This window comes from Nitrospira sp. Nam74, from assembly GCF_965152615.1.
The window spans coordinates 615,044-638,352 of sequence record NZ_OZ224220.1; the positions used below are offsets into that span (position 1 = coordinate 615,044).

Here is a 23,309-nt window from a genome sequence, read left to right on the forward strand (position 1 = left end):
GGAAATGCTCCACATGAAAATTATGCTGATCGCCGGGGCCCGGCCGAACTTTATGAAGATCGCCTCTATCGTGGAAGCCATTCAAGATGTGCAGAGGGCGGGGAAGCACAAGCTCGACATGGTCTTGGTGCACACGGGCCAGCATTATGATGAAAAAATGTCGAAGACATTTTTTAAAGATCTCAGCATTCCAGAACCCAACATTAACCTTGAAGTGGGCTCTAGCTCGCATGCGGTTCAGACCGCCGAGGTCATGAAACGATTTGAGCCGGTCCTTCTTCAAGAACGGCCTGATGCCGTCCTGGTCGTGGGCGATGTCAATTCCACCATCGCCTGTTCCCTGGTTGCGTCCAAAGTCGCGTATCCCACAGATAGCAATTACAGCAGCCTTGCGCGACCACTGATCGTGCATGTCGAAGTCGGACTCCGAAGTGATGACTGGACCATGCCCGAAGAGATCAACCGGGTGCTTACCGATCGATTGTCGGACCTCCTGTTTGTGACTGAACCGAGCGGCATGAAGCATTTGCGGGCTGAAGGTATTCCAAAAACGCGCATCCATTACGTGGGCAACACGATGGTGGATACACTGCTGCGCCACCGACAGCATGCTCTTGAGTCGACGATCTTCAAACGGCTTGGCCATGATCACGCCACAGGTGCTGACCTATTGCATGCGGTAGGAAAGCGGCGATCTCAAGGCCATGTGGTCGATGCAGCTGTGTTGCCGTATGCACTGGTCACGTTGCATCGCCCGAGCAATGTCGATGATCCTGAGACATTCAAGGGGATATTAGATGCCTTGATTCAGGTGTCGCGGCATGTGCCGGTTATTTTTCCGGTGCATCCCCGCACGGTAGGGCGGGTTAAAGAGCACGGACTCGGTGACTATTGCCGGACCCTGGAGGGCTCTGAGCCGGTTACGAATGATAAGGGAATTCTGCATTGCATCGAACCGCTCGGCTATCTGGATTTCCTCTGTTTGATGTCTCACGCCCGAGTGCTTCTCACGGACTCCGGTGGAATCCAAGAGGAGACGACGGCGCTCGGTGTCCCTTGTGTGACGCTGCGCAAGAATACGGAGCGGCCGGTTACGATCACTCATGGCACCAATCGGCTGGCAGGAACGAATCCAAGAAGCATCCTTCGGGAGGCACGAGCCTCGCTCACGGTCAAGCGCAAGCGTTCACGGACTCCCCCCTTATGGGATGGCAACGCCGCCCAGCGGATCGTGTCCATCCTTATCAAGCGCCTGCAAGCCAATAAGAAATTAGCCAGCAGACAACCGTCAAGCCGCGTGAGGTAGGTCCTGAGCGATCTGTCTCATCCGAAGCGCTATGGGGTGTTCAACCAGGGTTTGCGCCGGCAGCCCGCATTGGCTCACTTCATGGATGGCGCCATCGAACCTGTTTTACTCCGTACACCTTCAGGCCTCAGCGCGACGCTAGGGTGGGGACGTCGCAAATATGCTCGCCGCGCTCGGCAGGCATCGCGGACTCTTGGCATCCCGTTCCTCTGTCTTGAAGACGGTTTTCTGCGTTCCGTCGGTTTGGGTCCCACTGAGCCGCCGCTCTCGATCGTCGTCGATGATCTTGGTATCTATTATGACGCGACCTGCCCTTCGCGGTTGGAATTCCTGATTGCCCGATCACGCAATGCCGATGAGATCCACCGGGCGCAAGCTCTCCAGAAGGCTTGGCGCGAAGCGCGTGTCTCCAAATACAACTATGCCCGTGAGTATATCGGCGCATTTCCGGAACGGTATGTGCTCGTGGTGGACCAGACGTGGGGGGATGCGTCGATTGGCTATGGGATGGTGGGTGAGTCAGCCTTTCCACGGATGCTGAAGGCTGCTTTGGACGAGAACCCTGGTTGCACGATTCTACTCAAGGTGCATCCGGAGGTCATGGCGGGTCGGAAGCGTGGACACTTTGATGTGGCAACGACGTCTCGAATTGCACGCGTTCTGATCCTCGGTCAGGACGTGCATCCAGTCAGCCTCATTGAGCATGCCGAGTCTGTTTATGTTGTGACTTCACAGATGGGGTTTGAAGGGGTGTTGTGGGGCAAACCAGTGCGCACCTTCGGGATGCCGTTCTATGCGGGTTGGGGCCTCACGCAGGATGAGCTGTCGGCGCCTGCGCCGCGCAGGCCCATGGCGTTGGAAGATCTCTTGCACGCCGCGCTCGTTGAATATCCCCGCTATCTCGATCCTGAAACTACCCGCCGCTGCGAGCCGGAACGGCTGATCGAATGGATGGGATTACAACGGCGGATGCGTATGCGTTTTCCCGACACTGTGTATGCGAGTGGATTTAAGCGCTGGAAGAAACCAATTGTCCGTTCATTTTTTCAAGGCAGCGAGGTGCAATTCGTCGCACAACCGGACGAGGCCCCTGAGGATTCCACCTTGGCTGTGTGGGGACACACCAATCGCGACAAGAAAAGGCCGGTGATTCGCTTGGAGGATGCGTTTGTGCGGTCGGTCGGCTTGGGCGCCGATCTGATCCGGCCTCTGTCGCTGGTGATGGATGTTCAAGGCCTGTACTACGATGCGACGGTCCCTTCAGGGCTGGAACGCCTGCTCGAGACCACCCAGTTCCCCGCCGACTTGCTGGCGCGGGCGCGGCGGCTGCGGGAGCGCATCGTCGCGGAGGGACTCACCAAATATAATGTGGGAACGGCAGACTGGCGGCGACCGATGGGAGCGGGCCGGGTGATCCTGGTGCCGGGACAGGTCGAATCCGATGCCTCGATCCGCTATGGCGCGCCTGAGATCAAGACCAATATGGGCTTGCTGCAGGCGGTGCGGGAAGGGAATCCTGGGGCGCATGTCGCCTATAAGCCGCATCCCGACGTCGTGGCCGGGCTCCGGAAACAGGGAAGGCAGGAAGATCACGCGACGCGCTGGTGCGATGAAGTGGTCACAGATGTCGATATGGGGCACTTACTGTCTCTCGTGGATGAGGTGCACGTACTGACGTCCCTGGCCGGCTTCGAGGCGCTGCTGCGGGGGAAAGCCGTCACGTGCTACGGGCAGCCATTTTATGCGGGGTGGGGGCTCACGGACGACCATGCGCCGATTGCACGGCGCACGCGGCGTTTGACCCTCGATGAATTGGTTGCAGGAGCCCTCATCCTCTATCCCACCTATGTCAGCCGGACAACGGGTAGATTCACGACGGCGGAACGCGCGTTGGACGAACTCTTAGACTGGCGGCGGCACGGCCCGACAAGGTTGCCACTGTGCCGCCAACTCGTGCGCTTGGTGCTTCGTCTTGGGAAACGATTGTGACTGCGGCAGAGGGGTCAGTCCGCATGACGATGGTACCTAGACCATGGGCCTCCGTGGTCATCCCCATCAAGGACGAACGAGATAATTTGCTTGTTCTTACCGAACAATTATTGACGGTGATGGGGACGGCTCTTCTTTCTCGCACGGCCCCGTTTGAAATCATCTATACAGATGACGGAAGTATTGATGGAAGCAGCGACCTCTTAGACTCCATCGCGAGCACGCACAAAACTGTGAAGGTTCTTCATTTCGATCGTAACTATGGCCAGAGTTCGGCGTTCGACGCCGGGTTCCGCCATGCTGCCGGAGAACTCATTATTACAATGGATGGTGATCTGCAATTTGACCCGGCTGATATTCTGAAGCTTCTTCCGTTCAGTGCCGAATATGATCTGGTCTGTGGGTGGCGAAAGGATCGGCACGATACGTTCACGAAAAGACTCTCTTCGCGACTTGCGAATGCGGTTCGCAGCCGCATGGCGGGCGACCGAATTCACGACACCGGATGTTCACTGAAAATATTCCGCCGCCCGGTGATCGAACGAATCCCAATGTTTGAGGGTATGCATCGTTTTTTCCCAGCGTTGGCCTTGATGCACGGGTTTACAGTGACAGAAGTGCCAGTCCGGCACTATCCACGGAAGCATGGTGTGTCCAAATACGGGGTAGGGAATCGACTTTTCAAGGGCCTCTATGATCTTATCGCCGTGCGTTGGATGCAGTCGCGGTGTCTCCGGTATCAGACACTTCAGTCATCCCACGAGCCGGACCCATCCTATGGCCGCTTCAACGTGGCCCCCCTTCAGCCATCAAGCTTCGCCAGCATTTCACATCACGGCTCATCATCTCGTTGCACTGGGGAACAACTTCGCTGAATTATTCGGTAGACGTCAGTATGCCTTGAACTGTGGGTCACCTGGCCGAAGTCGTTCCGTGGAGGCGCTGCGTGAATGGCAACGCCCTCATGAAGGTGTCGATGTACCTACCATATTATTGAGGGCGATTAGATAGCGTTTGCGCTCGGATCGACGGCTGACGGAAAAATTGACGTTCAGGCTGGGATTGCGCGACCAGGACTTCTTCAGCCGCTGTCAGACGATATACGACGGCACCGACAGTACGATGACCACGAGCGATGCCTGTATGGCGCCCACCATTATAAATACACGTCTTTTCACCTACACCATTGTCCTAGGTACTACTTGGGCAAACACGTTTGGCGATATCACATCCGCCGGAAAAGTTAACGACGGCATTCATTAAATAGTATGCCCTCCTGGCGTTGACCGCGGCCGGAAAAGAATTCTTCCGTTTTATCAACTTCATTTCTCTTGAGTTCCTCATCTTCCTCGTCACGCCGGTCCTTGGCATTTCCATTGCGTTGTACCTAGGTAGTTATTCTTCCCGGCCGATGGAACATTCGACGTCCAAAGCCGTCGTTATGTTGCTGTCTTTCGAGGGCGCTATGCCGGAACCGTGTACGGAGCAAGAGCAAAGGGCTTACGCGTATCAATCACCAACGTCATCATTCATCCGCTCAAGTGGTTGCACGAGAATGTAGGAGTTGCGCGCGACGACGAGGCGTGCGTTTACTCTTGTTCCTTGTCATCTTCATCATCACCTTCCTTCCACTCCTTGCCCAAGCAGGCAGTTCGGACGATCGCTACATAGCGGGTTATGCCTCAGCCGTACTCGAACAGGAATTCCATCTGACCATGGGGTCTCTGACCGTCCAGGATGGGATCGTTACTGTTGTTGCGGATCATATTCGTGGCGCTGAACGGGACCGGGTGATCGTTGCTCTCAGCAAGATTCCAGGCGTTCAACGAGTGGACGTGTTATCGCGTAGGGACATGATTCGTCCGGCTGAACATGAATTGGCTGCCGGCGCTGTATCTCTCGCCGGCAACGGTGCTCAGTGGTTTCCCCGAGGCCAGCTATTCGACCCGTTGCACGCCGATCCGCGATGGCCCCATTTCGCGGCCTCGGTGAGGTCCTATCAGAGTCCCGGTGAAGGTGGCCTAAATACAGCCTTTGCAGGCGATTTCGGGGAAACGTTCTCGATCTACCGTAACAGGGCACCATTCGGCCAGTGGGAAGCCGGCGTCCAAGCCGGTGTCTTCAGTCTTTTTGATATCGGATCTGATAGAAAAAAGCTGACTAATGCTGATTATATGGTCAGTATCATGACAAGCTATCGCGCAGGAGACTGGTCGGCTTTTCTGCGCTATCACCACCAGAGCTCGCACCTCGGTGACGAGTTCCTGCTGAGTACGAGAGTTCGTCGTGTGAACGTGAGCTATGAGATGGTAGATGCCAAACTATCGTACGATTTCTTGGACGTCGTTCGGCTCTATGGTGGTGTTGGACTCCTCGTTCGTCGTGATCCTGGAGATCTCGCCCCATTCAGGACGCAATACGGTATTGAAGTTCAGAGCCCTAGGACGATAGTGAAGGGAATCAGACCTGTAGCCTATGCAGATTTTCAAACATACCAACAACCCACTGATATGCCCCGGCAAGACCAGTGGAATACGAACGTGTCGTTGAGGGCAGGCCTTCAATTTGAAAACCTGAGGATTTGCGACCGGAAGCTACAGTTCCTCCTGGAGTATTACAACGGATACTCACCAAATGGTCAGTTTTATACACAACGGATTGAAACAATCGGTGTTGGAGTGCACGTTTATTTCTGATCCAGTTTGAAAGATTTGCGACGGTAAGCCGCAGCCTCTCCTAAAGTATTGCAGGATGCCCGCCAACGGCCATTCCTACCAGGCGTATCGAAACGTTTGGCGTTGGCGTCAACGTCTATTTCTGACCTACACCGAACACCTCCGTCTTGAACGCCACAATAGTATGAAAGTGTTCGATCGGGGAGTCAGAGTCCCCTTCTATCTGACCCCAGCATAGGCCATGAGTCTACAGTTTACGCCTCCCCCGGGCATTAGTGATCATCGGACAGTATGAACAAGTTCGTGGCTCATAGGCGGCATCCCATCGCGACGGTTCACCATCAGTTTTGTCTACGTCAATCATTCGATACAAAGGACATCCTTGAAATGTTTCAACTCTACCGGCCTGACCACTCAGCAAGCGAAAGACCTTTGGCGCACAAGGTCTTGTGGAAATCGGAAAGTGGGTCCTACCCTAATGAAAAGGGAAGGCTCACATACGGAGCTCAGTGCCGGATACGGCGCAAGGCCGCAAAAAGCATGTATTTACAATGTGCGCACAATCAATAATGTATATTGCTTGTATACAAAAGGAGGGAGGGCTTATGGCCAGTACGGAAACCAAAGAGGCGGGGCGTGGAGAAACCATTAACCTGCGTGCCAGCCACAAGCAAAAGGTGCTGATCGACCGGGCGGCGGAAGCGCTCGGGCGGAGCCGGTCGGATTTCATGCTCGAATCGGCATGCCGGGAAGCTGAAACAGTACTACTCGACCGGCGCTACTTCGACCTGCCGGCGGATGCGTTCAGGCGTTTTACGGCTATGCTTGATAAGCCCCCGACAAGCAATCCTAAAATCCGGCGGCTCCTGCAGACAAGGGCACCCTGGGACGAATGAGTGATCGGCCTCATGAGATAAGCCCACCTGAGAAACTTTCAGCGGAGCATGACCCGTCCGGCTTCAATTCCGGAGAACGAGCACTTGATGACTGGTTGCGCCGCCGTGCCCTGCAAAACGAGGCAAGGGGATCGTCGCGCACATATGTCATATGCGCGGATAAGAGGGTAGTTGGTTATTTACACGCTCGCCAACGGCGCAGTGACGCATGCGCAGGCTCCGGGAAGGATCAAGCGGAACATGCCTAATCCTGTCCCGGTCATGATTATAGCCCGCCTGGCGGTCGATAAGGAGTACCAGCGGCGGGGCATCGGGTCAGGCCTGCTGCGGGATGCGGTCCTACGTACGGCCCAGGCAGCCGACATCGCTGGCATCCGGGCCATACTGGTTCATGCCATTTCAGAAACCGCAAAACGATTCTATGAAGGCCACGGCTTTATTTCATCGCCTGTGGATCCGCTGACAGTCATGATAAGCGTTGCCGAAGCCAAAAAGATGCTTGGTAAGAAAAAAGGAAAGTAGATTCAAAATTCGCCAGGCCTAACACAGAGTTCCGTGATCGGCGCATCGGTGACGTATTTCCGGACGCGTCGCAGATTACGGTGAATGCGCGAGTTGACATTCATCACCTACCTTGTGCCAATGAGTCAGCTCATCGGTCAGGAGGTGATAAGGCTCCCTATCCATCACGACGAGAGGAACTTGTTGATCGGTTGGGGGCTTATCGCCACTCGCTCGCGACGCGAACACGCCCACCAGCAATACGCTGAGCAGCAGCGATAAGGGCAGGATCTGGGGCCGTCTGCTCTTCAACCGGTTTGTGAACCTCTTCCTGTTTCGGGTGTTGACTTTGCAACCACTGCATCGTTCCCTCGTGCATTGCCACGATATCGGTCTTCTTCGCGATCTCATCGTTGAGCGAGTCGATCGCTTTCTGCCGCAACTCGATATCCGCCTACTCGTGTACCACGGCCTGTAGATACGCCTCGCCGGCCTGGCGTTCGAGATCGTGAGCGTGATGAAATTGCCGCGTGAACCTGATGATGAGTATGGGGAGGAAAGAAGAGTACGGAAACACGCTATATCATCGGCGGCGACACCGGCGGGGGCGCGAGCCCATGACCTAGGGTGGTAACAAAAGCTATAGACTGTTCGCGGGGCGAGAACGGCGAACAACGAAGGGAGCGCTTTGTTTCGGTGGCGTCACTCAGTTGTTTGTGCCTCCGCCAGGCGCTGTGATCTATGGTCCGGGAGCATGCGGGGCGAACATCTCGAGAGGGCGAAAGATGCCTTGGCTCTTCTGGTTAGCCTCATGGAAGGAATCAAGCGCTAACTGCCTTTCTCCATCAACGTTCCGATTTCTATGAGGTTGCGCTTTGAGGAATACCTATTCAGGGTGTTTTGGCTGAGACTGGTTAGGAGGCACCTTTTTCATTTTTTCCCGTTTCTCATCGCGATTGAGTTTCCACCACATCCCTAGCGCAAAGACCACCGCCATTAAACCAAGGACCGCTGATTCCATGTTTTCCTCGCAATGAAAGCACGCCTAGAGTGTAGACAGCAAAACGTGCGCTTGGAGACTGTTGATTCGGGTAAAGAGCGACCGTTGTCCCAATACTTTCGATTCCATGAAAAGTCTCAACGCATTGGTACGAGAAGGCCTGGAGGAAGGCCTCAGGCAACGCATCGCCTTAATGACGCAGAACGCATTAACTCAGTTAATGGAGAGTAATCCAGACTATGGCCTTGCTCGAACGGTTCATCACCCATGTTTGGCAGAAACATTGCGCGGACTTCAACTTCAAATGGGACAAGCCATCTCTAGGCTTTCCCCTAAACCGTAAAACTTTGAGCTGTCCTGTCGGACGGTGTCATATTAGTTCTGTCCGAGATACTCCCAGTATGTCGCAACGGCTGTGCCATGCAAAGGCTGGCTACACTGCCGTTCATCTTTGAAGTTTCAGTCATTCGAAGCACACTCCTTTAATATAACTTATCGGCACGGCTATCGTTTGGGTATGGCGTGATGGTCATGCAACGCGCAAGCAGGCTCGCCAAACTACATGTCTCATCGAGGGCTTGCGTCCTCGTGCGAAGCTGAACCGAAGCCATTACCCAGCAAGCTGAAAGTACCATGCCGCTTGGCAATTGAGGCCTACATTGCTATTGCACACCACTTTGCAGCGCAGAACTCCTGTGACTAATATGTTGCGCAGCTACTAGCATTATGGGGATCTGCAGCTGACAAAATTCGCTCCTCAAGTGCGTCTCCTCATCAGCATCAAATTCCATCGTCTTGAGCCCTTAAGTTCTAGGAGAACCCTCCGACAACCATTAGTAGAAGGAGGCATCGCCAAGAACACGAGATTTGGCAGCGGCTCGGGCCAATCAAGATGTGTCATGCACAATACGAGGAAGTGCGACGATGATCTTCGAGGTACTTGCCCCGCAGTTGAAATGGCTGACGCGACACGACGAGTCTTTACCGATCATCAGTGAAGAAAATGGGGGAAAGACTCAGGAGCAGTTGGAGCGGGAATCCTATAAATTCACATGGGTCGGTATAGCTTTCCTGAAATAGAACCACATCGAGAATTAACGCGGAGACGTTCAATTGTGCTGAGGTGAAAGGTATAGGGGTTAACATGAATAGCTTCTTCAACGACTCCTCTGAGTCAAACGTTACTTCGATTCAAGGTGAGACAGGCCAGTGTCAACAATGCATCCGGAGCCAGTTTTCTCTTTACCACATGCCAAGTTCTCGAATGCGCCGCATTCTGACGAATGAATTGTATGTCGAATTGCTGGTACTACGTGGCTTCTACTCTGAGATGCACCCAAAGCACCCCAAAAAGAGAACCGTTGCACCGCAATGCGAATGGCACCTGCGACAGTCGTTACGTACCATAAGGAAGAAATTGTGGCTGAAGCCGTGGGAGCGATTGCAGCGAGAATATTACTGGAAAGAACGCCGCAACAGTGAAAATGTGATTGAAGAGAAAGTCCGCAAGTACGTGTCTCTTTGGATGTCGAACACGCCCCTTCGTCGAATGCTGAGCCACGAACCACACATTGTCGGTTATCGGCGTCAGCGCCCTGTGAAGGTTGATCACATGGGCTCGAAGCAGATCCAACGCCGATTGCCCCAAACCAGAAGGCAATGGGGAAAATGTCCACGCCCTCGCTCGTCAACTTAGAAACGATGAACGCTAATGAGAATAAGGCTAGTCGTTTAGGTGGCTTGGCGGTGGGGCCCTCGATCAGTCCTTGAGACGCGCTGCCATAAACGTGCTCCTAAGGTTCAAGGGTCGTCAGTTTGCGCCTCCACGAGGCGCGCACTCCGGAAACCGTTTCGTTTCTCCATCTCTGGACCTTAAAACGCTCACAGCATGACTCCATGCTCTACACGGCAGGATCAGCCCCGTAATTTGCATATGTGTGCCCTACTGCCCGTATGCTCCCACCTGTGATCGGTGTGCCCACTTCAGCATCTATCTTCGTTAGTCCCCCACGAGTTTCTGTGTCTGGCCGGCAATTGCGCCGAGCCAGTCACCCCCTCGTCCTAAAATACACTTGGTCTCAATATAAACGTCTTCCCTTGCGATGACATGGATGCACAACGTAAGAGCCGGAAATGAACACAACGAGCCGTGTAATTTTTCACTGGGATGATGACTGGATGGTGCGCGTCAGTCGCAACCCCGATAGGGCTCGGACTGATATGTACGCAACGCAACAGGAGCCCGTGTGAGTCCTCAACAAAGGTACTCTTCACATGCAACAGCCTAGCGGGACTTCTCATGCTTCCGATGCTCTGCCTACTTAGTTGATGGGGGATGAGAGGTGTCTTTTCGTTAGCCCTCAAGTGATATCAAAGTCAGCCGATACCCCCATTAGAGACAGGGGTAGCAGCAACTGTCACAGAAAGAGGGATCATCATGACAAACTTTACGTCCTACGTATCGGCGGAGCACGCGAGTATTGTAAAGCGCGTTTTCTACCTGTATCGGCGTGGATTGGGCATCACGTCCATTCGCAATGAGATCCGTGCGTCATGCCCGTCTTGTCACATAGACAATGCGACAATCCGAAGGATTCTGCGTCGGCAATTTTACCGCGGACGGATTATCCGGCACCGAACTAAGTATCGGCGCGATCCCATTACAGGGTTGAGGATTAAAACGGCGTCATCTCCGGAGGATTGGCTCGTGCGCATGACCGATCTAATATCGCGCGGCGGCAAAGCTCAACACGAAGAGTGATGAATAGAGACTCCAGATTGTTCCAATGTCCGGACGGGCGAACAACCCAGCGAAGTGGCGACGTTGGGTTGTTTGTGCCTGCCCCGGGCGTTCGTGGTGATCATCGGCACAGGCCAAACAGTCTACTGACCCATAGTGAGCATCATGGCAACAGCACACTCTCAGCTGCAAAGCATACTTAGGTCGAGACCCTCGATGCCTTGGCATTTTCAAACATGGACGGTGAGATTGAATGCCCACATAGGTAGCAGCTTAAGAGTAGGATAGTGAATACCTGATTAAGTGAAATAGGTTACCGAGACACAAGATGTTAACTGTCACTAGCAACTACGGCGTGCCAGATAAAAGGGGTGCGGACAATGGCAGATTTCACTCAATGGCTGATTCGTGCCTACAATTTTACGCGGAAGAGGTACGGTGCCTTCTTGGGCGAATGGAGAAGACGGGGCTTCTACCAATTTATGAGAGCATTAAGCATTGGCCCAAAGCCCTTTCGGTATACCTCAGAGGCGGTAAGGGATGCAAAAGCTCCACAGAACCGCAGAGGTTCGTCTGTGATACTGGGATGCAGGATTGTCATCCGACCTAATGAGACCGCCCTCGTAAAGTGGATATTTCTCTTATATACCCCAGACTCCTCCATCACATCAATTTGCAAGAAGGTGCAACCGTCATGTCATCCTGGTCGCATGGAAAGTCCTTCAATTCGAGGAATTCTCCGCAAAAAATTATACCGCTGCAAATTACAACGCTATCGGATCGCGCACCGCTTGATTCACTATCAGGACGGAGCAATTACCGGGCCGAGAATTAAAAATCTGTCAGCACCGGAGCAGCGGCTCGTTCGGAATGACAAATTCTTGCGTATTATCGATCCTGCAACATGGAGGCGTGCTCGGAACCGAGAGTGAGGGCAGGAACACATTCACCGGCAGACGATGCCAAGGCACGGTGCGACGAGTAAATCACGAAGGCGGATGACTAGAGGCGAGGAGCGGGCGGACAACGGAGGCGACCCATTGAATATATCACTACGTTGTTTTGCCGCCTGCCGAAGCTCGGAAGTTCGTTTCTACATGAATCACACACCATCGAAGATCCATTCAAATCCCACACCCACAGAATCACTTCTGCGCATCATCGATGAACAGACTTCGACCTGCACGGACTAGTCCGTTCCATCTCTTGAACATATAGCATTCTTAATCCACCAGTAGAAGTTTACCTCGCTAAGAGATCTCAATACGCCACAGGAGAGCCCCTTAAGTTTTTGGACCAACGGCCGTTACCATGAATTGGGAGCACACGATTGAAGGCAACACGCTCCGCGCTCTAGCGATGGCTGGAACGAACTATTAATCGTGCTGAACGGGAAAGGTATAGGGATTAACATGAATAACTTTTTGAGCGACTTTCGTTACTCAAATGTTGTTTCAATCCAACCTCAGATAGGCGAGTGTAACCGATGCAGAGTGCGAGACGTATTAGATATGGGCTTTCCGAGCGGGGTGAAAGTGTTTGGCTACAAGTCACGAGGTTTGGAAGATCTGAACCGCGTCTGGGATCCCAGAGGGCTAGCTCAAATGCTTGGATATCGTCTCATAATCTATCTGCCCGAGGCAGTTGTCGTGCAATCCATTTTTAAGCTTTTCGCGTCGGGAGCATCCCTTAAATCCATCGTAAATTATATACGCATGCAGTTTCCTCGCTACCACATGCCACATTGTCGGATTCGCAGTATTCTCATGAATGAATTGTACGGGGGATTGCGGATATACCATTGCTGTAACAAGACGCACACGCGAAAGCGCACAAAAAAGACAACGGTTGCACCGCCATGCGAATGGCAGGTGCTACAGGATGAATCGTTACGTATCGTGAGCGACGAAACGTGGCGCAAGACGCTGGAACGATTGAAGCGAGACAATTACTTTAACAATAATCGTCACAGTAAAAAGAACTGGATCCTTGCATGCTTTGCCGCTGGACAGGCAATCAGTGTGATTCGAGAAGAACTTCATCAATACTCATCTGTATGGATGTCCAACACGAGCCTTCGTCGAGTGCTGAGCCGCCAACCACACCGTGTCCACTATCGGCTTCAGCGACCTATCGAGGTCAATCGCACGACCTGGAAGCGGGTCCAACAGCGAGTGGCTCAAATGAAAAGCCAATGGGGAAAACGTCCACGCCCTCGCTCGGCAACTGAGAAATGACAACGGATTAGGCAATAGAGTTGGAAGTTTAGGTGGCCTGGCTGTAGAGCTGCACGCAAGCGGCAGCTCTACACTTACTAGTGAGTCGTTCGTCGGCCACGTTGTTTGCGCCTCCTCGAGGCGCGGACCCTTCCCTAGTTCAATACTCACCCATGTAGCCATCCCTTATCAATGAAAGTGGCCACTTCACTTGGCGACCAATAATCATGTACCAGACGAGCTTGAGCCCTGCAGTGAATTACTTTGACGATTCAAAGCTACAGCGCAGTTTTCTGGCAGCGTGTCTTCCACAGTGTCCCTTGCTGAAGAAGTGTCGAGGCGAGGAGATGGACCCCAGTCCATCCCAACCCCTGTCCAAAAAGTTTATGGGCTTCAATGAATGTCAGAAGCTCCTCGTACTCTACGATGGGCGTGGCAGGCAGTACGGTCAGGGACTCAAGAACTTCAGATCGATGTTTGATGTTACCACAGGCTAATTCCCCAATGACGAGCGGGTGACACACAACCAGATCCTCCTCCAGCAAGTGGCGAAGCGCAGGCGAGTCGGTACGAAAATGATGAATCCATACGGACGTATCGACCAGTGTGGGCATGATTAGGAGGACCGGCGACGGCGGACATCTTTGAGATGGGGTTCACCGCCTCCAAGCCGAGCGAGCCGTTTGGCGGCTTCGCGTGAAATGAGGGCCTCAAGTCCTAAGCGCACGAACTGCGTCTTTTCGTGAACGCCGGTGAATTGTGCGCACGTTTGACAAGAGGGTCGTCGATGTTAAGTGCCGTTCACTATGAATGAATATCTATCATCTGTGCATAGTGAATCAAGCCTCATTCTCTCTAGAGGCCGCATGGACCACGGCAATACTATTTGAATAGCCGTTTAGATATCTTTCTTGCCCCGGTTGCGAAGTTCGCCTAGGACACACCATGGCTCCGTTCAATGAACACTGCGCACCAGTAGTGGTCTTCAGCCGTCTCGACACATGCCACCGTCATGGATCTTTGACCCAAATTTACGCGATGAAGTTTGTTCCGGCAGGTAACAGGCTGGCTGCCAACCGCTCCATCAAGCTGGGGGATAAAGTGTGTCTACTCTTTAGCGTGTGAACTCCATGGTCTGTGGCCCTTAAGTTTTACGGGAACCCTCCGACAACCGTAATTAGACAGACCGCGTTGCAGATGATGCAGCTGTCGACTGTAACGACGCATCGTTAGACCGAAACAGGAAGGATGAGGTGACATATGAAGTTTGCGGTATACCATTGGACCATCTGGAATGAAAACAGAGGTTGCGTCGAATGTCAGGTTGAGGCGCTCAACGCATGGCGGCGGGAGCAAGGTATCAGCCTCCACAAAAAGGAGGAAGGTGGTCCGCAACAAGACGGGGCATCCAATCACACCTGCAAATGATCCTTCGGCAAACACCCTCAATGTCTTGGCGTTTTCAAAAACTGCAGGTGAATGTTTGTTCCTGCACGCACAGCACGCTCAAGATGAGGGCATGAGTACTCGATTCAGTAGCTAGTGGTATTCTCTGCAATGAGGGAACAATCGCTTGAGCGGCAGGAGGACTCATCACGGATCGTGAACGGCAACATCTGGTGTGCCAAATAAAAGGAGTGGACGATGGCGAATAACTTCGGCAGTTGGATATGAGGCAGGCTCAAGAGAAGCTGCTGACAAGCTCCGTAATATCTGCATAGATAAATGGCACGAAAACGCTGCTGGTCGTAGCTACTGTGAATCCCCCCGCCGGTGATATTGCTATACCCGTTATCGATGCTGGCTTTGTGAAATGTGTTCGTATACGAGAAATCCATGTACCCACCGAGGATGGCCTTGGGGGCGGAGCCAAAGGGTTTTGCGTACACCAAACGGCCTGATCCCGTGGAGCCGAACGACAGCTGCGCTTCTCCATCTCTGCAGAGCCAAAAACGTCTGCTCATTGGGCCTTAAGGATACGAAAAGTGGCCGACACCCCCATTGTAGAGGCAGGAGCGCGATACGCGCTAGCAACACAAATGGAAAGTAAAGAGGTGACATGATGACTAACTCTTTCGGTTGAGACCTTCGATACCTTGGCATTTTCGAAACATGGAAGGTGAAATTGATCCGTTCATGCTTCACAAGTTGCTGCAGAACCGCGCACACGTTTTTTATATCGTCATCTCACTCACTAGACCGCTGTTGAGCCCGTGTCCACATCTTTTCATCGATGATGGTCGCATTATCCATGCGACTGTTTCCAGGAGATGTATTCATGGTGCCCGATCTGGAGGAAAAGACGAAACCTGCGTGGAGTCCGCTTTCAGTGGCGTCGCTTGGTTGTTTGTGCCTGCCCCGGGTGTTCTCCCTGCATGGCCCTAATTCAGACTCACGGCGCCTAACACGTACCTCGTCGACTCAGCTGCACTCCGTCTTGTGGAACTAGGCGTGCCACTGACGGCTCCGGCTCTTATGACTGTGTGCGACAGGGCCATCTACCGATGCAGTGGTGCAGTGACGTTAGTGGCCAAGCCACCTGTGATGGGAGTTGCCTTTCAGGCAAAAATCAACATGGCGCGATGCGACCATGGTGAAATCACTACTGCTGTTCGCGCTAAGTCCTGCACTGGATGGAGGAGCATTGGTCTTGCCAGCCAGGCATATGAACGGCGATTCACTGGCCTATGTGGTGGTTGGCTCCTCGCAAATGACGTGTAACTTTCGTCTTGGTCTGTCCCTTGGCACCGCGAGAACCTTCAGGAACTCGGGTGAAAGAAATACAAAGTTCGTCCCCACTGTTTGATTCGTATCGGCGACCGATAATACCTAGTGAGGGGTATTCACAAGGAATCACATTTCTTCATGCAGGAGGAACAATGGACGAAGACGAAAGACGGAAACAAATCAAAGAGGGGATGAAGTTGCAGTTTCTGGCAGGCTTTTCCATAGGACAGGTGCCGTTGGGCTATATATCACGCGCTGTGAAGTATCCGGGTTCGGCCTCCATCCGAAAAGGCCAGCCTCGCAAGGTTCGGTATCAAATCACGGTCAACGCTGAAAAGGCGATAATCGTCCAACGGATTTTTCATCTCTATGTCACCGAGCACTCCTTCGCTGGGATTGCGGCTCTTATTAGTAAAGACTTTGTGACGTGTCCGATTACTGAGGGCCGCGTGCGTCGCATTATATGCAACCCTATCTACCACGGCCGAGCTGTTTACAATCGCTTTCGGTATGAGAGAAATCCCGTGACCGGGGTCAAGATCAAGACCGACGCGCCTCCGAAAGACTGGCTGATTTGGGAAGACGATTCATTACGTATTGTCGATGAAGAAACGTGGGGGAAGGCTCAGTTCCGATGGAAGCGAGACCAGCAGCGACGACGACACTATGGGCGCTCGAGCGGGAGTGTTGAAGCCTGACGTAGGTGTGTAGGGTCGGATGTCGACGGGCAGGTGTAGTCCATCCCTACATTGGCGGCGACACGTCTGGGATAAGCCGTCAGGCACTGATCAGACATTATTCGACGACGGCGTAAGCAAGAAAGGAAGGGATATTCACATGAATACAGGGTTGTGTTTGTTCAGCGAGGATCTCAAAATTGTGCTCCACGTCGTTACGCATGACGGCCCCTTAACCGTTCTTTCCTTCTCACATTCGGAAGTAATCCATCTCGCCACGCTCGCTCCTGCCTCTCACCGTATGCGTACCTTCGCCCCATGGGGGACGAGAGATGTACTTTCGTTTGCCCTTAAGGCAGCGCCGAATCCACCGATACACCTGTTAGAGAGGTCGCGGGTATGGCGGCAGCAACTCAACTAAACAGCAAGGAGGTGCTGTTAACTGTCCGGATGCAAACGGCGTAATTGATATTGCAGATGCAACACATCCACAGGATTAACCAAAACCCGCCGCCGCGCCGTTTGCAATTGGATCATTGCTTGAAATAAAAACCTGTAGGTTACAAAGGATGAGTTACTGACATGAACCGAGGATTGTGTTCCTTAATCGCAAGCTACAAGATCCTTTTTCGGCTAGACAGCCCTGGTGGTACGAGACTGATCGTGAGGGCCGGGTGGCACACGTGGTTGGTTGAAGTGAGTGAGCAAAATGTCTCGGTTCGAACTCTCTCCATGGGCAAACGCCGACGGATAGCGGCACCTTCGCGTGCAGCGGGTGAAACCGTACCCTCGCGTGCAATGTTTGCCCAACAGTTAGGGTGTTCGAAGCAATGGCCAAGAAACGGTCTCTCAATGGTAAAGCGACAGCGGGCCCTACCGCTGAAGTGTCCTCTGCAAAACCCCTGTGGCTCTCTGCGTTCGTGCTTTGTTTGCAGCGATTTGTGTCGAATCATCAGGAGCGCTTCATAATACGCGAGATTAAACGTAAAACCAAAATTACGGCGCAGGTCGGTCTTAGAAAGAAGAAGGTGTAATGTGTTGTACTACTTTGCTGCATATTTCCGTTTTAGTGATGCTGAAAATCAAAAAGAAACAAGCATTGAAGACCAGGACAGGGAATGTGAAGGCTGGGTCCGTCGCCATTCAGGATGTATTGTCGCACGGTATGCTGACCGTGGTATTCCAGGCAGGGATGCAGATAACCGGCCAGAGTTACAGAGACTCTTGCAGGAATGCGAAAAGAAAGATCGATCTTTTAACGCATTAATTGTGCATTCGCTGTCTCGACTAGCTCGTAGCATCATAGACACCATGGAGATTTGTGACCTTTTAAACTTTTATAAAATACGCTTGGTCTCAATCAATGATGCCATAGACACGCTCATTCAAAAGCCGGAAATGACGAAGATCCAGGTCATCTTCAAAGCCATGCAGCACGAGGGGCATAACGATGAACTGGGCTCCAATGTGGCGCGTACTCTCAGGGGCGTTTTTTTGAGGGGATACTCGACCGGGCAGAAGCCATACGGATATACATCTGAACCTATTGAGGATCCGTTAGGCGCAAAGGATTCGCGCGGCTACCCTAAACCCTTAGGATACAGAGTCACAATTAAACCCGAACATGCCCTCGTTGTAAGGCGGGTGTTCGAACTGTACGCCAAAGGCAAATGGCCCCGAGAAATTGTAACAAGCGTACGGAGCGAATTTCCTTACTGCAAGATCACGAGTGCTGGAATTAGGTTAATGTTACGCAATGAGACATACATTGGCCGTGTTATCTTCAATCGATTTCACTTCCTAAGGCACCCGACTAGGAAAAAGAAAGTGAAGTTGGAAAGGCCTAAGGACGAATGGCTGGTTCGAAATGACGACTCACTACGGATTATTGACGAGGACACATGGCAGAAGGTGCAAACGCGGTTGGCGCACGAAAGTCGGAACGGAAGGCATACTGGACCGGGCACACCACATCTCCTGTCGGGGTTCTTGAAGTGTGCTGAATGTCGAGGATCATTCGTGATTGTTGCAGAGGGCTATGTCGGTTGCAACGCGAACAAGTACAACGGAGAAAAAGTGTGCACCAATGGCTTATGGATGAAGCAAGAGTCCCTGGAGGAGATCATTGCGCAGCAGTTGGCCGAGCAACTGAGGATATTACTTCCACTCTTTGTCGACCGATTGCGGCACACCATTACCCTAGCCGGCCAGAAGTTGGCCACCGTCAATAAGCGACTTAAGGAGTTAGACCACCAGGTAGAAAAATATCATAAGGTCGTACGGGAGGCGTTGTCAGGACCAGCACATAAGCATGCTTTGGATGCATACAATGCGAAGTGTCAGGAGCTCGCAGCCTTGCAGGAAGAGGCCGCCAAATCAAAAACGTTGCCAAGAGTTAAAGACATTACCTATGACAAGGCAGTGGCCGAGGCTTTCTTGGATAACTTGGCAACGGCCCTGCTAGAAGATGTTGCGAGCGGACGTCAACTCCTTGGCGCTATTGTGAAAGAAATTGTTATCACGGCTGGGGCCAAAATGACGCATCGTTGTCCAATATGTCATCAGATCCTTCATAAAATGACACCGAAACATTTCGACAAGCACAATCTTTCTTTACCAGTTATATGGAAGCGGTTTTCGTATCTTGGATTTAGCCACGAGGCAAAACTCAAAGTACAGCTCAATCCAGCCAGCCTTGCGAAGTTTCCAAAAACCCTCGAACTGAACGTATTGGGATCCCTAGCTTCACAGTTCGAGGATTTGATGTCGTTCAGTTTCCATGTGTCACCAGAAACCTCTTCAGATCTGCCCGATCAACCATTCGATCTCGCTGCCTAGTTCTGCTGGGTTCAAATCCACGGGACTTTACAAATACGATTTTGTTCCTCTATCCGGGAAACGTCTAAGACAGCCGATATACGGGTTAGAGGCAGACGATGGGTACGAGGGATAGTAACGCCGGAGAATGAAATGGCAATGGTAGAAAGTAACGAAAATGACCTACTGCTACCCCAGGAAGTCGCTGAGATGCTGCGCATAGCGTTGTCAACGGTGTACGCTTGGGCCACAAACGGCAAGTTGCCGGCTCACAAGTTGAATGGGGTGGTTCGCTTTTCAAAAACGGAGATACGACGGTGGATCGAAGACAACAGCATTTCTCGGTCGCATAATACGGGCGTATTAGGATCACCGGTTGTGATTGCACATCCGACCAATTTGAGTCGCACCGCCTTAATCGAGTCGGCACATCGAAGTATTCGTCGTCTGTGCCCCAAGAGCCCCTCTAAAGAGCTAAAGCCTCATAACGTTACAAAGTACGGTACTTAACATGGGAATATATACAAGACGTGACAGTCCGCTTTATTGGATGTCGAAGCAAAGGAATGGTAAACGAGCTCGCCTAAGTACAACGACGAGTGACCGAAGGTTAGCGGAGGAGATTTTCTCCGCATGGGAGGTGGAACAGGCGCGTGTTCGTTGGCTGGGGGCGCCGCCGTGCAATCAAGAGCACACCATCGGCGAATTGCTTCAGGAGTATCAGGCAAAGGTTACGCCTCAGAAAGCCCCTGATTCACGACGACGAGATTTGGGAGTGCTAAAACGTTTCAGCCACGAGTGGGGGGACCTTCTCCTCGGCGAACTCAGTCCAAAAACGATTGAGGATCATATAGCTGACCGCTTGGAAGAGGTCACGTTCGCAACAGTTTCTAAAGAGCTTGGCATTGTCAAAGCGGCCTATCACAGAGCGATCCGGTGGGGGTGGGCGCTACGGAACCCTTTTGCGGAAATCCCTCTGAATCAACAGGGGCAGGAACGCCTCCGCTGGTTACAAGACGACGAAGAGCGTGCATTGCTTGGAGTCTGTGCACCCTATCTCCAAGACCTCACTATAGTTGGCGTGGACACCGGGTTGCGGCGAGGCAACTTGGTTGGGCTACAGCGTGAATGGGTCCACAATTCAAGCCAGTTACTGATCATTCCCAGACCGTGCACGAAGACAAAGAAAATGACCCTCACGATTCCTCTGACCGATCGTGCGTCTGCCATAATCAGCCGACGCCTCAATACGTCGAAGAGCGCCTACGTTTTCGTGCAAGAAGATGGCACTCCGTATAGTCCGAATAAAATAGGCATGGATTTTTATCGCGCGACAACATCGGCTGGCCTCGTGGATGTGTGTCTCTATACGCTGCGTCATACCTTCATCAGCCGTTTAGTGCAGTCTGGTCGACCTCTCCCAGAAGTCGCTGCTCTGGCAGGCCATAAGGATATCCGTATGACAATGCGCTATGCGCATCTGGCGCCCAACCATCTCCGTGAAGGTATTAAGGCATTAGAATCACGGATACAGCGCGTCCATCATTCAACGGAGCCTGGCGTCCTGCCTCTTGTGGCCTGACTGACGTGCCCGTCTCGGCATGGGCACGATGACAATGGTATCGCACATGTTGATAGACCGATCTTTCAAAGGAGCCCATGATGACCACGACTTTGTACATCAGAACGGCGAATAGCAGGGATAACGAGGCCGTCTTCCGGCAATTGAGCATTCTGCGAGACTATGCCGAGGGCCACAACTTACTGGTCCAAGGAATCTATACCGATATCTACGTCCGGCTGCGACGAGAAGGCTGGCAGGTCAACCACAAGCAAGTGGAACGGATTTATTATCGCGGCGAAGACGGAAGAAGGCCACAGCCGTCCCACGCGTCGCGTTACCCCGACCCACCCGGCCAGGACTCCGTTATGCGATGGACTTTGTCCATGACCGGCTCGTGACGGGCCGGCGGTTCAAGTGTTTGACGATCACCGATCCCTGTTCCAAAGAGGTGCCGGTGATCGAGGTGGATGTTTCCATTGGCGGCGCGAGTGTGTCGGATTCTGGATCGGCTGTTTACCACGCGTCCGTTGCCGGACACCTTAATCATGGACAACGGTCCAGAATTTGCCGGCACGGCCTTGGATGCCTGGGCAGCACAACATGGCGTGCACCTGCACTTTATTCAACCGGGAAAACCCGTGCAGAACGCATTTAGTACATCACGCATGCCCATAACCTGCACGCATACCGGCAATACGACTCAGTGCTTCTACTGAAGAACGCACTGACTTGGACGAGGGCTGCCTCATGCCTTTGGTTGCGCGGTACGACTGACGTACAATCGATTTGTGCGAACGCTAAGACCCAGGCGTGTCGCCTTGCGCCATCTCCCGGCCTCACTGAGCGGCTACCAAGACCACGAGGCTGTTAGACATTATCTAAAGAGTGGCTGTAAATCGACAATGTTCTACAAGAGGGCGTTGCTAGCTTCGCCAGCGTAACGTCACAGGGCCTTTGAGCGGGTGGTTGAGCGGTCCGCCGTTGCGGCGGGCTACAACATAGGCCGCCTTGAGCTTGAAATACCATTTGGCCGGCGTATCGGCGTCGTCGATCAACATCATAGGCGGTGCATGTTTTAGACCGACCGATTGTTGCTCCATCACGCGCTTGTCCTGATTTAAAAAAATACGCGCGAAGATCCGAAACAGGCTCTTGGAAAAGGGAAACCAGCGTAAGACGTCCCAGGCGGCGCAAAAATCAATGCGACATTCGTCTTGAGTGATTGGTGTCACAGTGGCCCGCGTCGAGATCCACCAGCGGCCGGCCTGGACCAACTCTAAGCGAAGGTTCGGCAAGATGAAATCGATCGTCGTCGTAATCGGCCCCGAGAGGCCGAGCAATTTGTACGGGCCGCTGTTGCGCGACGGGGTATGCGCCTTCATGCGGAATCCGTTCGGGATAGGCTCAAACGTCTTCGCCTTCTCATGAATGCTGTCCCGAGTGCGCCACCACATACTTTGATGGACGAACGGGCCGTGCGCGGGATCCATGAGGCCCACGATCCCATTGTCGATGGTGCAGTTCAGCGTCGTGGCGATGTGGAACAGACTGTACGCCTCCAATAAAAGCGGCAGCCGGGGCACATCAGGCATCGTCTCGGGAAGGCCCTCGCGGTCCGGGATGTATACCCACACGTATCCGTCTTGATCATGACAGGGATAGGTCGTTACGCCGATTTTTTTCGGATCCAGCGGGGAGCCCTCCACCAGCGCCGGAATGTGCCGACAGGTGCCGGTCATGTCGAATTGCCAGCCGTGGTAGGAGCACTCGATCCGCTCTCCATCGAAGCAACCGAATGACAGCGGCATGGCGCGATGCGGACAAATGTCTCGAAGCGCCGCCACGCTTCCATCTTTGCCTCGACAGAGCACAAGCGGTATGCTCAACAGTGTCTGGGCCTTCATGTATTCTGGGATTAAAGTCTTGAACTGGCCATCATGCGACTCTTTGTTTTTGTTGACACCCAAATTTTGTATCTATGTGAAGTCTTGGACTGGGCACAGCTGTAGTTAAGAAACAGAGGCTTTTGTTTGGGATTAAAGTCTTGAACGAGCACGGTTTGGCAAGAAAGGTCGTGACCTTTGATAATTCTGGACCATGCTCGTCGATGTCTTCTCGGCCTAATGACTGAAGTTAGTTGGGGCCTAGCTTCCCTCATACGTTTCTCTGAGGCGGCGACAAACCTTAGCGTGTCACCGATG

General features: G+C 52.8%; 20 protein-coding genes. 15 read left to right on the top strand and 5 right to left on the bottom strand.

All coding sequences use genetic code 11. The annotated features are described in order from the left end of the window. Positions 1–13: 13 nt before the first annotated feature. The 6 genes from wecB (at position 14) to ACWHYZ_RS03055 (ending at position 7,388) form a co-directional block, all read left to right on the top strand. Positions 14–1,306, top strand: coding sequence for a non-hydrolyzing UDP-N-acetylglucosamine 2-epimerase (gene wecB, locus ACWHYZ_RS03030; protein WP_447985814.1), 1,293 nt, complete (start codon positions 14–16; stop codon positions 1,304–1,306). An 81-nt stretch (positions 1,307–1,387) separates the two neighbouring features. Further along, on the top strand, positions 1,388–3,295 hold the full coding sequence (locus ACWHYZ_RS03035; RefSeq protein ID WP_447985815.1) for a capsular polysaccharide biosynthesis protein: 1,908 nt from the start codon (positions 1,388–1,390) through the stop codon (positions 3,293–3,295). Further along, the gene (locus tag ACWHYZ_RS03040) at positions 3,292–4,170 is read left to right on the top strand and encodes a glycosyltransferase family 2 protein (RefSeq protein WP_447985816.1); all 879 of its coding nucleotides are present in this window, start codon (positions 3,292–3,294) and stop codon (positions 4,168–4,170) included. The genes ACWHYZ_RS03035 and ACWHYZ_RS03040 overlap by 4 nt, the downstream gene beginning before the upstream one ends. 708 nt (positions 4,171–4,878) lie before the next feature. Further along, positions 4,879–5,991 (top strand): DUF1207 domain-containing protein, encoded by a 1,113-nt coding sequence (locus ACWHYZ_RS03045; RefSeq protein WP_447985817.1) that lies wholly within the window; start codon positions 4,879–4,881, stop codon positions 5,989–5,991. Positions 5,992–6,575: 584 nt separating this feature from the next. After that, positions 6,576–6,866: a type II toxin-antitoxin system TacA family antitoxin gene (locus tag ACWHYZ_RS03050; protein ID WP_447985818.1), complete on the top strand. Its 291-nt coding sequence runs from the start codon at positions 6,576–6,578 to the stop codon at positions 6,864–6,866. Positions 6,867–7,037: 171 nt separating this feature from the next. Continuing rightward, positions 7,038–7,388 carry a GNAT family N-acetyltransferase gene (locus ACWHYZ_RS03055; RefSeq protein WP_447985819.1) on the top strand — a complete coding sequence of 117 codons (351 nt, stop codon included), beginning with the start codon at positions 7,038–7,040 and terminating at the stop codon, positions 7,386–7,388. 199 nt (positions 7,389–7,587) lie between these two features. Here the strand turns inward: ACWHYZ_RS03055 and ACWHYZ_RS03060 are convergent, their stop codons facing one another. Both ACWHYZ_RS03060 and ACWHYZ_RS03065 read right to left on the bottom strand, forming a co-directional pair. Next, on the bottom strand, positions 7,588–7,809 hold the full coding sequence (locus tag ACWHYZ_RS03060) for a hypothetical protein (protein WP_447985820.1): 222 nt from the start codon (positions 7,807–7,809) through the stop codon (positions 7,588–7,590). Between the two features lie 444 nt (positions 7,810–8,253). Beyond that, positions 8,254–8,388 (bottom strand): hypothetical protein, encoded by a 135-nt coding sequence (locus ACWHYZ_RS03065; RefSeq protein WP_447985821.1) that lies wholly within the window; start codon positions 8,386–8,388, stop codon positions 8,254–8,256. Positions 8,389–9,291: 903 nt separating this feature from the next. On the opposite strand from ACWHYZ_RS03065, the gene ACWHYZ_RS03070 reads away from it, so the two are divergent. The 3 genes from ACWHYZ_RS03070 to ACWHYZ_RS03080 all read left to right on the top strand — a co-directional run bounded on the left by ACWHYZ_RS03070 (position 9,292) and on the right by ACWHYZ_RS03080 (position 13,344). After that, positions 9,292–9,447: a hypothetical protein gene (locus ACWHYZ_RS03070; protein WP_447985822.1), complete on the top strand. Its 156-nt coding sequence runs from the start codon at positions 9,292–9,294 to the stop codon at positions 9,445–9,447. Between the two features lie 1,357 nt (positions 9,448–10,804). Continuing rightward, complete coding sequence (locus ACWHYZ_RS03075; RefSeq protein ID WP_447985823.1) at positions 10,805–11,128, top strand: recombinase family protein; 324 nt, start codon at positions 10,805–10,807, stop codon at positions 11,126–11,128. 1,472 nt (positions 11,129–12,600) lie between these two features. Further along, positions 12,601–13,344, top strand: coding sequence for a recombinase family protein (locus tag ACWHYZ_RS03080; protein WP_447985824.1), 744 nt, complete (start codon positions 12,601–12,603; stop codon positions 13,342–13,344). Between the two features lie 257 nt (positions 13,345–13,601). Here ACWHYZ_RS03080 and ACWHYZ_RS03085 read toward each other — a convergent pair whose 3' ends face one another. Beyond that, a complete protein-coding gene (locus ACWHYZ_RS03085; protein WP_447985825.1) occupies positions 13,602–13,937 on the bottom strand; it encodes a type II toxin-antitoxin system VapC family toxin in 336 nt (111 codons plus the stop codon). Between the two features lie 918 nt (positions 13,938–14,855). Beyond that, complete coding sequence (locus ACWHYZ_RS03090) at positions 14,856–15,287, bottom strand: hypothetical protein (RefSeq protein WP_447985826.1); 432 nt, start codon at positions 15,285–15,287, stop codon at positions 14,856–14,858. A gap of 915 nt (positions 15,288–16,202) precedes the next feature. Here ACWHYZ_RS03090 and ACWHYZ_RS03095 point away from each other — a divergent pair. The 6 genes from ACWHYZ_RS03095 (at position 16,203) to ACWHYZ_RS03120 (ending at position 21,824) form a co-directional block, all read left to right on the top strand. Further along, a complete protein-coding gene (locus ACWHYZ_RS03095; protein ID WP_447985827.1) occupies positions 16,203–16,748 on the top strand; it encodes a recombinase family protein in 546 nt (181 codons plus the stop codon). Positions 16,749–17,762: 1,014 nt separating this feature from the next. Beyond that, entirely contained in the window at positions 17,763–19,565 is a 1,803-nt protein-coding gene (locus ACWHYZ_RS03100) for a recombinase family protein (protein WP_447985828.1), read from the top strand. A 138-nt stretch (positions 19,566–19,703) separates the two neighbouring features. Further along, on the top strand, positions 19,704–20,054 hold the full coding sequence (locus ACWHYZ_RS03105; protein ID WP_447987509.1) for a helix-turn-helix domain-containing protein: 351 nt from the start codon (positions 19,704–19,706) through the stop codon (positions 20,052–20,054). Between the two features lie 130 nt (positions 20,055–20,184). Continuing rightward, entirely contained in the window at positions 20,185–21,126 is a 942-nt protein-coding gene (locus ACWHYZ_RS03110) for a tyrosine-type recombinase/integrase (protein WP_447985829.1), read from the top strand. A gap of 77 nt (positions 21,127–21,203) precedes the next feature. Continuing rightward, on the top strand, positions 21,204–21,506 hold the full coding sequence (locus ACWHYZ_RS03115; RefSeq protein WP_447985830.1) for a hypothetical protein: 303 nt from the start codon (positions 21,204–21,206) through the stop codon (positions 21,504–21,506). Between the two features lie 69 nt (positions 21,507–21,575). Beyond that, positions 21,576–21,824 carry a DDE-type integrase/transposase/recombinase gene (locus ACWHYZ_RS03120; RefSeq protein ID WP_447985831.1) on the top strand — a complete coding sequence of 83 codons (249 nt, stop codon included), beginning with the start codon at positions 21,576–21,578 and terminating at the stop codon, positions 21,822–21,824. Positions 21,825–22,031: 207 nt separating this feature from the next. Here the strand turns inward: ACWHYZ_RS03120 and ACWHYZ_RS03125 are convergent, their stop codons facing one another. Continuing rightward, positions 22,032–23,012, bottom strand: coding sequence for a Rieske 2Fe-2S domain-containing protein (locus ACWHYZ_RS03125; protein WP_447985832.1), 981 nt, complete (start codon positions 23,010–23,012; stop codon positions 22,032–22,034). Positions 23,013–23,309: the final 297 nt, after the last annotated feature.